Origin of the sequence: Kribbella sp. VKM Ac-2571, from assembly GCF_004362255.1 — a bacterium.
Classification (GTDB): domain Bacteria; phylum Actinomycetota; class Actinomycetes; order Propionibacteriales; family Kribbellaceae; genus Kribbella; species Kribbella pratensis.
The window spans coordinates 339,956-351,752 of record NZ_SNWS01000009.1 but is presented as its reverse complement, the minus strand read 5'-3'; the positions used below and the strand labels follow the sequence as shown (position 1 = coordinate 351,752).

The 11,797-nt window shown below is 68.2% G+C and carries 10 protein-coding genes; 5 read left to right on the top strand and 5 right to left on the bottom strand.

The window, feature by feature from the left end; genetic code table 11:
- A partial coding sequence (locus EV651_RS21985) for an HNH endonuclease signature motif containing protein (RefSeq protein WP_133787083.1) occupies positions 1-1,215 on the bottom strand: 1,215 nt, incomplete at its 3' end.
- A gap of 205 nt (positions 1,216-1,420) precedes the next feature.
- Between EV651_RS21985 and EV651_RS21980 the strand changes: the two genes are divergently transcribed.
- Positions 1,421-2,044, top strand: a complete 624-nt coding sequence (locus EV651_RS21980) for a histone deacetylase (RefSeq protein WP_133787082.1) — start codon at positions 1,421-1,423, stop codon at positions 2,042-2,044.
- Here EV651_RS21980 and EV651_RS21975 read toward each other — a convergent pair.
- Both EV651_RS21975 and EV651_RS21970 read right to left on the bottom strand, forming a co-directional pair.
- Positions 2,034-4,094 carry a M6 family metalloprotease domain-containing protein gene (locus tag EV651_RS21975; RefSeq protein ID WP_238157104.1) on the bottom strand — a complete coding sequence of 687 codons (2,061 nt, stop codon included), beginning with the start codon at positions 4,092-4,094 and terminating at the stop codon, positions 2,034-2,036. The two genes, EV651_RS21980 and EV651_RS21975, sit on opposite strands and share 11 nt — an antisense overlap.
- Before the next feature lie 131 nt (positions 4,095-4,225).
- Positions 4,226-5,269 (bottom strand): hypothetical protein, encoded by a 1,044-nt coding sequence (locus EV651_RS21970; RefSeq protein WP_133787081.1) that lies wholly within the window; start codon positions 5,267-5,269, stop codon positions 4,226-4,228.
- A gap of 126 nt (positions 5,270-5,395) precedes the next feature.
- Here EV651_RS21970 and EV651_RS21965 point away from each other — a divergent pair, with 126 nt between their 5' ends.
- From EV651_RS21965 to EV651_RS21955, 3 genes are read left to right on the top strand one after another with little or no spacing between them, the layout of a single operon-like run.
- Positions 5,396-6,757, top strand: a complete 1,362-nt coding sequence (locus EV651_RS21965; RefSeq protein WP_133787080.1) for an NAD-dependent succinate-semialdehyde dehydrogenase — start codon at positions 5,396-5,398, stop codon at positions 6,755-6,757.
- Between the two features lie 54 nt (positions 6,758-6,811).
- Complete coding sequence (locus EV651_RS21960) at positions 6,812-8,260, top strand: hypothetical protein (protein ID WP_133787079.1); 1,449 nt, start codon at positions 6,812-6,814, stop codon at positions 8,258-8,260.
- Positions 8,261-8,308: 48 nt separating this feature from the next.
- Positions 8,309-9,205, top strand: a complete 897-nt coding sequence (locus tag EV651_RS21955; protein ID WP_133787078.1) for a hypothetical protein — start codon at positions 8,309-8,311, stop codon at positions 9,203-9,205.
- On the opposite strand, the gene EV651_RS42465 is transcribed toward EV651_RS21955, so the two are convergent.
- Positions 9,145-9,801 (bottom strand): excalibur calcium-binding domain-containing protein, encoded by a 657-nt coding sequence (locus EV651_RS42465; protein ID WP_238157102.1) that lies wholly within the window; start codon positions 9,799-9,801, stop codon positions 9,145-9,147. The two genes, EV651_RS21955 and EV651_RS42465, sit on opposite strands and share 61 nt — an antisense overlap.
- 209 nt (positions 9,802-10,010) lie before the next feature.
- On the opposite strand from EV651_RS42465, the gene EV651_RS21945 reads away from it, so the two are divergent.
- On the top strand, positions 10,011-10,523 hold the full coding sequence (locus EV651_RS21945; protein WP_133787077.1) for a PaaI family thioesterase: 513 nt from the start codon (positions 10,011-10,013) through the stop codon (positions 10,521-10,523).
- A 7-nt stretch (positions 10,524-10,530) separates the two neighbouring features.
- Here EV651_RS21945 and EV651_RS21940 read toward each other — a convergent pair whose 3' ends face one another.
- The gene (locus EV651_RS21940) at positions 10,531-11,793 is read right to left on the bottom strand and encodes an aminotransferase class I/II-fold pyridoxal phosphate-dependent enzyme (RefSeq protein WP_133787076.1); all 1,263 of its coding nucleotides are present in this window, start codon (positions 11,791-11,793) and stop codon (positions 10,531-10,533) included.
- Positions 11,794-11,797 lie beyond the last annotated feature (4 nt).

The following is an 11,797-nucleotide window of genomic DNA, read 5'->3' as shown; positions in this document are numbered from 1 at the left end:
AGCAAGCCACCCCCGCCTGACCGGCAGGCAGCCCGGACCGCCGAAACACGACACCAACCTCGACCCTGGCCACGAGGATTCGTGCGACAGCCTCAGCAGAACGAGGTTGTCGAGCTTGGTTTCTCCGCCGTCGATCCAGCTGGTGACGTGGTGGGCATCGCAGTAGATCGGTGGGGCTCCGCAGCAGACGCAGCCCTTGTCGCGGGCGATCAGGGCCTTGCGCATGGGGCCAGTGGCGAGGCGGACGGTGGCGCCGACGTCGAGGGGCTGGGAGTCCGAGCCGAGCACGACAGGCAGGATGTGTGCGTCGCAGGCCAGGCGGCGGATGGTGGCCGCGGACAGGGCGTCGCCGTAGATCAGCCGGCCGGTCGCGTTCGCGGTGGCGGCCTTGAGGTCGTTGAAGTCGATGGTGACGATGATGTGCGGCTTCGGGCCATGTCCGGGACTGAGTGCGCCGCTCTGACGACGGCCGGCATCGGCGGGCGGGCCCGGCGGGGTTGTTGCGGTGGTGAGGACGGTGGTGAGGGCGTCGGCCTGGCGCTTGTCGCGGCTGCGGGGGTCGAGGGCGCCGTCGATGGTTTTGCGCGGCTTGGCGTGGGTGTGGATCAGCGTCCGGAACAGCTCGGCGTTCTCGTTCGCCAGGAACCCGGTGAACGCGACGCCGTTGTCGGCGGTCTTCAGCTTCAGCGTCTCGCGGTCGTAGGCCTGCTGTTCGGCGGGCTCGGGACCGTCGGTGTCGAGCCGGTTGCGGACCTGTACGCCGGTCTTGCGCAGGTCGAGCGGACCATGGGTGCGGCCAAGTTCCACCATTTCCCGCTCGGCGACGGCCAGATCCTCGACCGGCACTGTGCTGGGCAGCTTCTCCAACGCGGACACGATCGCCTCGGCTTGCGCCGGATGCAACAGCACTCCACCACCCTCGACTTCAGGATCAGGGTCGGGGAGTGCGGCTGCAACAGCGGGGTACTTCGGTAGGGCGTTGGCCAGGTGGACGTCGCGGCGGGCCTTGGTCGCGTCGACGCGGTACCGGAAGGTCAGGAACCGGGCGGTGGTGCCGGCGCCGACGTCCTTGGCGTACCCGATGGTCTCGAGGCCGGCGGTGAGCCGCAGTGCGAGGGTTTCGAGGCGAGCGATCTCGGCGTACGTGGCGTCGAGAGTCGACACCATCTCATCGCCGCTCATCGACCACACCGGTCGCTCCCCGAGAATCTCCATACCCAAAGCGTAGCCAGCCCCTCCGACAGTTTTCAAAGCCGAATGCCCTTGTTTTCAAGGGATTTCGGCAATCCACGTTATCCACAGGATGGCAAGTCCGTGCGCACGTGGGAGGATAACCGGGTAGTCTTACAAGGCGTCGCATATCATTTAGTTGCCAACAGCAAGCAGTTTGCAATAGTCACGAGGAGTTGACACAGGTTCCGTGGAACGTGTTTGGTACGTCGCCTACGGGTCCAACCTCGCTCTCGAACGCTTCAGCTGCTATCTGTACGGCGGCCGCCCGCGTGGTGGCGCTCGGCTCTACCCGGGCTGCCGCGATCAGACGCCGCCCCAGCGGACCGCGGCAGTCACCGTGTCAGGCGGACTGGTGTTCGCGGGCGCGTCGAAGGTGTGGGGCGGTGGCTCGGCGTTCTACAACGCAGCCGCACCCACCCAGCTCGCCGGCCGCGCCTACCTCCTCAGTCTGCAGCAGCTGGCGGACGTGGCGGCTCAAGAGATGTGGCGCGAGCCGGGCGGTGCTTACGCGCTGGAGCTCGAAGCCCTCCTCCCGGAGGTAGCCGAGATCCACTCGCTCGGCTCCGGCCGCTACGAGACCGTCGTACGGCTGGGGGAGCTGGACGGCCTGCCGATGTTCACCGTCACCCACGGGACAGTTGCCGACATCGATCCGGTCGCGCCAACAGCGTCGTACCTTCACTGGATCGCCACCGGCCTGATCGAGGCGCACGGCTGGGAGTTGGCGCAGGTGGTCGACTACCTGCATGCGGCGCCGGGCGTCCGACTCGGCTGGACGCCCGGCACACTGCTGTCAGCGCTCAGTGCTTGACGGCGATGCAGGTGGCGGTGGATGACTTGGTGGGGTCGCTTTCGGAGGTGGCGGTGAGGGTGATCTTGGCGAGTGGGCTGGTGCCGGCCTTGGTGTAGACGGGGACCGTGACCTGCTGGCCTGCGTTCGCGGTGGCGAGCGCGTTGGGGACGGCGATCGGCCAGCCGTTGGACTTGGCGGACAGGCGGTAGACGTCGCCCTTGACGTACTGCGTGACGTCCTCGGGCTGCGTCGACGACGTACCGGCCTTGCCCGTGTTGGTGAGGCTGAAGTTGCAGGTCTGGACGCCGTTGCGGTCCGGCTTCGCGACGGTCGGCAGCAGCCGTACGCCGCGCTTCTGGGCGCCCGCGCCGTCGAGGGAGCGGATCGCGACCGTGTACGACAGCTCGCCCTTCGCGTTGCGGTGCACGTTCGTGATGTAGAAGTGCAGGCGGTTCGCGGTGTCGGTGTACTCGTACTCGCTGCCGGAGTTCGTGCCGGCGTGGAACAGCGCGTCGGACAACTGCCGGTAGTCGCCGATCGTGATGGGGATCTTCGTTCCGTCGGGCAGCACGTAGTCGGTCATGTTGATGTCCTGCGGGTTCGCGTCGACGACCCACTCGAACGGCGCGCGATCCTGGTTCTTGGTCTTCGCGAGCAGTACGCCGGCATCGGGGGTGAACGAGTCGGTGCCCATCCGATCCACGACCTCGACCGTGTAGTTCTGGTACCCGCGGCCGTCGCAGAGCGGATCCTTCGTCGTGTCGCACGGCGCATCCAGATCGCCCGCGCCGCCGAGCTCGATGTTGATCCCGGACAGGTCCTCGGCGCCCGGGTTCACGCTGCGCGCCTTGACGTTCGCGATCACCACACCCGACGTCGCGAGTGCCTCGCGGGAGAGTCTGAGCACGTTCTGCTCGTCGACCATCTTCAGCTTGATCTTGTTCCGCAGCATGTGTTGCGCGCCCATCGACGCGCCACCGGTCGCCGGGATCATCCAGCGGCTGTGCGGGCCGCCCGGGCCGTTGAAGCTGCCCCGGCTGAGCATCTCCCAGATGCCGGTGTACGCGCGTCTCGGCGGGACGCCGTACGGGTTGTTGTAGTTGTCGCCGATGCCGAGGATGTGGCTGAACTCGTGCGCGAACACCGCCATTCCGGAGCTCTCCGCCTGGGTGGACGAGCCGCCGCCGGCGTTCGGCCAGATCGACGAGCCGGCGGCCCACGACGTCCAGTCGACGTACCGGGTCTCGGACCAGTTGCGCTGCGCGGGATCCGGCGGACCGAACTCCTCGGTGACGTCCTCCTTGGTCGGGAACTTCATCATCCCGAACTCCTGCCAGGTCGACGACTCGTCCTGGCCGGCGCTGAGGAAGAACACGAAGTCGTACCCGGCCGGTACGTCGGGACCTTGGTCGGCGACCCAGGCCGCCTGGCCGTCGGTGCGGATGTTGCGCGAGCAGTTGTCACCGGCCGGGCAGTCCTCGGCGCTCTGGAACTCCATCGCGTACTCGTGCGACTTGCCCGGCATCCGGTACGGGCCGAACGCGGTGAGGTCGACGCCGTACCGGCCGCCGGAGTCCTCCATCCAGTACTCGTGCAACGTGTGACCGTGGTTCAGCGGCTCCGGGGTGTTCAGGAAGTTCTTGTAGAACTGCGCGGTCTGATCCCGCGGTACGCCATTCGCCGCGGCACTCGGGTTTCCGAACGCGGTCGACCCCTTGGGCTTGGTGATGACGAAGTCCTGGTTCGGGTAGTCGAGCAGCACGAGCGCGCCCTTGAAGGTCCGCTCGGACCCCTTCACGGCGGGATCGGCCCAGTTCGTGCCGGGCGGTTTGATGTAGTCGTCCCACGTCATGTGGTCGGGGTTCTCCCAGTTCTGCGGGTCGATCGGGCCCGGCAGTCCGCCCGACAGGGTCTTCGCGACCCGCGTGTCCGGCCCCGACTCCTGCCAGGGCTGCTTCTGCGGCCAGTGCGGGTACTGCCAGGCGTTCACGGGGTCCGGGGGAGCGCTCGGTGCGGCAAGCGCCATCGACGGCACCGAGACAACGGCCAGCACTGCGACCAGCCGCACAACACGACGAAACTTCCGTTGCTCAGACACGGGCGGGCATCCGATCAAAGAGGCGGACAACGGGGGCAAGCCATGAGCATGCCCCCTCAACACCCATGACACAACACGAACCGGCGCGCTGCAGCCGGCAGCTAGGCCGCCGCGAACTCACTGAGATAGGCAAGGTGATGTGAGGTCGCGAAGGCGACCGGCTTGCTCAGGTCGCCGAGCGCGCGTCCACCGCCGCCGGCCGCCAGCGCCAATTGACCATCGCCCCAGGAGTAGTCCGGACCGGAGAAGCTTCCGGAGGTCACGAGCTGGCTGGACACGAATCGCACGGTGCGAGCTCGCGAGGTCTCCTCGGCAGGTTCGAGGACTCGCTCTCGCAGGTACAGCCAATGATCTGCGCAGCTGTACCTGAGACTGATGTGTTTGGGCGGCCAGCCGTCGCCCGAGACCGGATGGGTCGCACCGTAGTCGCCGAACCGGACCCCGCCGCCTGCTTCGCTGTTGACCGACTGCCAGACAGACTCCTCGAAGCGAGGTTGCTCCCACCGATGCAGCTGATCGAGCGATTTCGGTACTGAGCCGCTGAGCATCGTGATCGAGCGGAACCCGCCGTGCCGCTGGATGCTCTCGAGCACGTGGAGTACGTCGTCGACGAGGAACGGGTCCGGGCCCGCGACGTAACCGGCGTCGGCGACCAGATCCAGGTCGGACGGATCGACCTGGAGATCGTCGAGTAGGAGCAGTACGTCGTCAGCGGCCGTCGTACGGACCTGAACCCGTACGGCGCAACCTTGGCCCATCTCCTGGACCAGTCGACCGATGCCCGCGACCTGCGGTCGCTCGGTCCCAGCGTCGATCACAGGGACGAACGGGACCGACTCGGCTTGCAGCAAGGTCGTCGGGGTGTTCAACCGGCGGTGGAGGTCTTCGAGGACGACGGCTGCTCCGCGACGTGCGTCGGTCGATGTGTTCGTGGCGTCGAGCATCGTCATGCGGCCGAAGCTCCAGAGCTGGCGTACGACCTCCTCGACGCGATCGAGCAATCCGTCGACCGATGTCACCGGTCCGACGTCGAGAGCCAGGAGCGGCTGCACCGAGTGATCCTCGCCCAGCTCCTGAAGAGCAGCGAGCTCACCCTTCTTGGCTCGGAGAGCGATGAGGGTACGAAAGTCACCTGCTGGCGCCACGTTGCCTCCCGATTACGCAGTGTTATTCGAGCGTAAGCGGAGTGTGGCCGCTGCGCAGGCGACACGAACAGGGAGACTGTATACAGTATGGTGACGTCGTCTTCTGGTTCTGGATGGAGGTTGCCGATGTACTCAGTTACCGATCCGGCTCGTGGGGTGTTGGTGGAGGAAGTGGCGAACTCGACGGAGGAGGAGGTGCGGACGGCGGTCGGGCGGGTGCATGCGGCGTACCCGGACTGGCGCGGGCGGACCGTAGGGGAGCGGGCCGCGATCGTGGCGCGGGCGGCGGAGCTGTTCGCGGAGCGGGCCGACGAACTGGCCGCGATCATGACGCTCGAGATGGGCAAGCGCGTCAACGAGGGCCGGGGCGAGGTCGGGATCGTGGTCGACATCTTCCGGTACTACGCGGAGCACGGACCGGCGTTGCTCGCGGACGAGCCGATCGACCTGAAGGACGGGAAGGCCGTCATCACCAAAGGGCCGATCGGTGCGTTGCTCGGGATCATGCCGTGGAACTTTCCGTGTTACCAGGTCGCCCGGTTCGTCGCGCCGAACCTGGTCCTCGGGAACACGATCCTGCTCAAGCACGCCTCGATCTGCCCGCGGTCGGCGCGCGCGATCGAGAAGATCCTGCACGCGGCCGGCGTACCGGACGACGTCTACGTGAACACGTACGCGTCGAGCCGGCAGATCCCCGCGATCCTCGCCGACCCGCGGATCGCCGGCGTCTCGCTGACCGGCAGCGAGCAGGCCGGGATCGCTGTCGCCGCCGAGGCCGGGAAGAACCTGAAGAAGACCGTGCTCGAACTCGGCGGCTCCGACCCGCTGATCATCCTCGACACCGACGACCTGGACGAGACCGTCAACGCCACCGCGACCGCGCGGATGCGGAACTGCGGCCAGTCCTGCAACGCTCCGAAGCGGATGATCGTCCTCGCCGACCTGTACGACGAGTACGTCGACCGGCTGACCAAACGCGTCGCGGAGTACTACGTCCCCGGCGATCCGGCCGATCCCGCGACGAAGCTCCCGCCGCTCGCCTCGACCGCCGCCGCGGACGAGGTTGCCGCCCAGGTGGCGAAAGCGGTCGAACAAGGTGCGACCCTGCGTACCGGCGGTCGCCGCATCACGCCCGGCGCGTACCTCGAGGCGACTGTCCTGACCGACGTCACGCAGGAGATGGACGCGTACTACGAAGAGATCTTCGGGCCGGTCGTGATCGTCTTCGAAGCTGCGGATGAGGACGACGCGATCCGGTTCGCCAACGACACCCCGTTCGGCCTCGGCGCGTCGGTGTGGGGCACCGACCCTGACCGCAACCGCCGCGTCGCCGACCGCATCGACGCCGGCATGGTCTACCTGAATCGCGCCGGCGGTTCCCAGGCCGACCTCCCGTTCGGCGGCATCAAACGCTCCGGCCTCGGCCGCGAGCTCGGCCCGGCCGGCATCGAGGAATTCATGAACAAGAAGTCCATCCGGCTCGGGTGACAGGAACCGGCCAGCGCGCTCCGGGTGGTGGTGTACGACGCCACAGTGGTGGAGGTGACCTACCAGCACCAGGACCAGCACCAGGACCAGGACCAGCCCCCGCCTCCGCCTCCGCAAGGCACGCCGTACCCGGGACCTCCGCCGAAGCGGCTGCGGCCGCACGATCCACTGGCCGTTGCCCTGGGCAACGCGTCGTTGCTCGGACTCGGCTACTTCTTGATCCGCCGCTGGTTGTTCGGTCTTCTCGGCCTGGCCGGTACGGCGGTACTCCTCGTCCTCATGTACCAGCGCAAGGACACGGCGTACCAGTTCGGGCTGCTGGGGTGGGGACTGCTGCAGGTGCTGCACGGCCAGTTCCTGGCGACCCGACCACCGGAGCGGAGGGCCAGTATCCCGAAGCGGATCGTCGCCGCTGTGGTCACGCTCGCGGTCGTGGCGTCGGGCGTCGTGCTCAAGCGCGGTGCTGCCGATGTCGCCGACGAGGTCACCGCAGCGCGGCGGGCCGGCGACTGCGCGAAGGTCGTGCAGGTGCACGACGAGGTCTGGTTCGGTGACCGCCTTGTCGCCGGGAAGGACATGGACCGCGGTGACAGCGACGTAGAGATCTGCGGCACGCTGGAGACGGTGAGGTCGCACCTCGGGACAGCTGCGGGACTGGGGGACGTTGACTCGGTCAAGCAGGGCTACGACCTGCTCGGCCCGATCGCGTCCGACCCGCGGCAGCAGGCGACCGCAGGTGCCGTCATGGATCGGTTCGTCAAGGATCTGCAGGCGATGGAGTCGTGCGAGCAGATCACGTTGACCGCGTGGTTGCGGACCCGCAAGCTGTCCCAGAACTTGCTCGATCGCGCCAATGCCGTCGTACCCCGGATCGAGCCCAATGCACTGCTGGCCTGCGGCGACGACTACGCGTCCCGGAAGAACTGGGTGACCGCGCGCGCGACGTACCAGCGGCTCGTCACGACGTACCCCAAGGCCAAGCAGGCGGCACGGGCGCGTGCCGGACTTGTGAAGGCCACGTTGGCGATCGAGCTGGACAACGTCCGCAACCTGCTGCTCGACGGGTCGTACTGCTCGACGCCGGCGAAGTACAGCGGCGCTAAGCCGTACCACCGCGGCTTCAACCCGGCGATCTTCCTCGGCGACGGCTCCCAGTACGCCGACCAGTTGCCGGCCGCGTGGTCGATCGACGACCCGTACCGGGCGACCATCGTCGTGTGTACGGAGACGCCGGGACAGGGCGCGGCGGTGCAGACCTGCCCATACGTCCCGGAGTCGAATCCGTACGGCGGAGAAGTCAGCTACGTGACGTTCCGCAAGGTCACGGTCCCGGCCAAGGTGTACGAGCTGCGTACCGGGCGACTGGTGCTGTCCACCATCGTGCAGATGTCAGGGGAGGCCTGCCCGTACCGTCTGAGCTCCAGCAGTACGGACAACGAGAGCGTGACCCCGAGCGACGCGCAGGTCCAGGCGGCGTTCCGGCCCCTCGTGGTGCGCCCCTGAACGGCGCATACTGACGGCACCAGGGAACTCGTGTCGAGAGGGCCGAGGATGACAGTGCCCGGTGGCTACTCCATCAAGACCTATCGGTACCTGCGGATGGCGATGCCGGCGATGATCCTCCTGCTCGCCGCCGCGCTGGTCATCGAATGGGCGAAGACCGATCCGCACTGCCTCCAGACGTCGATCAGCGCGTACTACTACACGCCGGTGCGCGCGATCTTCGTCGGCTCGCTGATCGCCATCGGCGTCTGCATGGTGGTGCTGAAGGGCAACACCGAGCCGGAGGACATCCTGCTCAACGTGGCCGGCATCCTGGCCCCGGGCGTCGCGCTCGTGCCGACGCCGGGACAGGGCACGTGTCACTCGGTGCCGGTCGCGCTCGGCGACGCGGCCGCGAACGTCGCGAACAACATGCTCGCGCTGTTCGTGGTCGGCGTACCGTGCCTGCTGCTGACCGCGGTCTTCATCGCCCGGGACCGGGTCCGGCAGCCGGCCGGGTGGACGCCGATGTACGTGCTCGGCCTCGCGGTCGCCGTGGTGATCTTCGGCGGCGGGGTGGCGTGGTTCTTCGTCGACCGGTCCGGGTTCATCGGCAACGCGCACTACGCGGCCGCGATCGTGATGTTCGGGTGCATCGTCGCGGTCGTGGTGCTGAACGCGGAGCAGTTCCGGCGCAAGCAACGCAAGCACGCGGTCCCGCATTCACCGGCGAACCGGTACTCCGTGATCGCGGTCGCGATGGTCGTCGTACCGCTGCTGATGTTCGGCTGGAAGAAGGTCTTCGGCTGGGATCACGCGGTCCTCTGGATCGAGGGCACGCTGATCCTGCTGTTCGCGGCCTTCTGGATCAGCCAGACGCAGGAGCTGTGGAACGAGGGGATCCGTCAGGAGTTGCCGCGGTCGCAGGCCACGCCGTCACCGTTGCGATCGAGCGCCGCCGAGTAGCCCGGATCCCCGCGGCGCAGCGGGGCCTTGCCGGCCGCGCGAGCCTCCGCACAACTCCGGAACACGACCGTGGTGCTCGTGACCGCCGTCGTCGGGGTCGGCTCCGTCGGGGAGATCGTCGCCGACGGCTCGGTCGGCGTCGGGGTTGGCTCCGTCGTGCCCTCCGGCGTCGCACTCGGCGTCCGGCTCTTGGTCGGCGTCGGTGTCGGCGTCCGGCCGGCCTCGGGACTCTCGGTTGGCTCCGGAGTCGCCGCGATGGCCGTTGGCTCCGCGACCGGTGTGCTCGTTGGCGCCGCTGTGGGTTCCGAGGTTCGCACGGGCGTCGTGCTCGCAGAGTCGTCACCGCCGCCGAACGGGTTGAGCAGCACCACCGCGATCAGCGCGAGTGGGACGGCTGCGACCGCGCCGAGCTTGATCCTGCTCGGTCCGCCGTACCGACCCATCGGGCCGCGAACCGGCCGGCCGGCCTGGTCGACCCAGAACCTCCATCCCGCCGGTGCGGGCGGCCACGACTCGGGCGGACGCCAGCGCTTCGGCGGTCGCCATCGTGCGGTCGGCGGGTCGGGCCAATCGGGCGGTGCGTTGAACTGCCTCACTCTTCCTCCCCCAGCACGGGCAGCAGCCTAGCGAGAGGATCGGGCGAAGGAAGACAGGAGGTCCCGAAAAGCCCAGTATTTAAACGCTTGTATGTCGACGCGCGCCCGGACCAGGTCGCGGTGCGGCGTCGCCCGGTGACCTCAAGCGACCGCGCGCTGAGTGCTAAGTCTCGTTGACAGACCCAGGTCGGCGGTGTGAGGCTCGGTCCATGACGGAGACTGAGCAGGCGACCCGGAGCCGGACGTTCTCTTGGGCAGATCCGGCCGAGACCGCGGCCCGGGTCGGCCGCTCGTCGGGGCTCGAGATGCTGCGGGCGATGCGCGACGGGGAGCTCCCGGCGCCGCCGATCCTGCACCTGGTCGGCGGGACCGAGATCGAGGTCGAGGAAGGCAAGGTCACGGTGCTGATGCCGGTGGCCGAGTTCCACTACAATCCGCTCGGCACGGTGCACGGCGGCATCATCGCGACACTGCTCGACACCGCCGCCGGCTGCACGGTCCATTCGACGCTGCCGGCCGGCGTCGGCTACACGTCACTCGACCTGATGACCCGCTTCATCAAGCCGGTCACGATCGACTCGGGCCTGCTGCGGTGCGAGGGCGGGATCATCAGCCGCGGTCGTCGTACGGCGGTCGCGGAGTCCCACCTGTACGACGAACGCGGCAAACTCCTCGCCCACGCAACGTCGAACTGCCTGATCTTCGAACTGCCGCAGGCCTGATACAGCCTCAGCTCTGGTCGGCGAGGAGCTTCTCGCTCGCGACCAAGCGGACGCAGGTGGCGAGACCGGTGATCGCCGCCTCGACCTCGGGCAGCTCCGGGTACGTCGGGGCGATCCGGATGACCTGGTCGGTCGGGTCGTCGCCGTACGGGTGCGTGGCGCCGGCCGGGGTGATCGCGATCCCGGCCGCCTTCGCCTTGGCGACGACCTCGCGGGCGCAGCCCTCGGGGACCTCCAGGCTGACGAAGTAGCCGCCGGCCGGCGCCGTCCAGGAGGCGAGGCCGGTGCCGCCGAGCTCGGCGGTGAGGATCTTGTCGACGGCGTCGAACTTCGGCCGGATCAGCGCGGCGAGCGTCCGCATGTGCTCGTGCAGGCCGTCGGCGTCGCGGAGGAACTGCACGTGCCGCAGCTGGTTGATCTTGTCCGGCCCGATGCTGCGCTTGACCGTGTGGCTCAGCCACCATTCGATGTTCGCCGGGGAGGACCCGAAGAACGCGACGCCGGCGCCGGCGAAGGTGATCTTCGAGCTCGAGCCGAACACGAACACCCGGTCCGGGTGCCCGTTCTCGGCGCACAGTGCGAGCACGTCGGCCAGCTGGGCGGGGGAGTCGGTCAGGTGGTGCACGGCGTACGCGTTGTCCCAGAAGATCCGGAAGTCCGGCGCCGCGGTGTCCATCGCGGCCAGCCGCCGGACGGTCTCGTCCGAGTACACCGTGCCGTCCGGGTTGCTGTACTTCGGCACGCACCAGATGCCCTTGATCGCGGCGTCCTCGGCGACCAGCCGCTCGACGACGTCCATGTCCGGGCCCTCGGGCGTCATCGGCACCGGGATCATCTTGATCCCGTACCGCTCGCAGATCCCGAAGTGCCGGTCGTACCCGGGGACCGGGCAGAGGAACGTCAGTCCCTCGACGTCGGCCCACCGCTGCTCCGCGCCCGGCACTTTGCCGAGCAGCGCGAACACGATCGCGTCGTGCATCAGCTCGAGGCTCGAGTTCCCGGCCGCGAGCAACTGCTCGACGGGCACCTGCAGGTCCTCGCCGAAGATCGCCCGCACCTCCGGCAGGCCGTTGAGCCCGCCGTAGTTCCGCAGATCCGTGCCGTCCGCCGATACCGGGTCACCGCTCAGCCCCAGCACCCCGTTCGCCGCATCCAGCTGCTTGGGCGACGGCTTCCCCCGCGTCAGATCCAGCTTGAGCCCCTTGGCCACCAGCGCCTCGTAATCCCGCCGCGCCCGCTCAACCTGACCAACCAACTCATCGACACTCACGGAG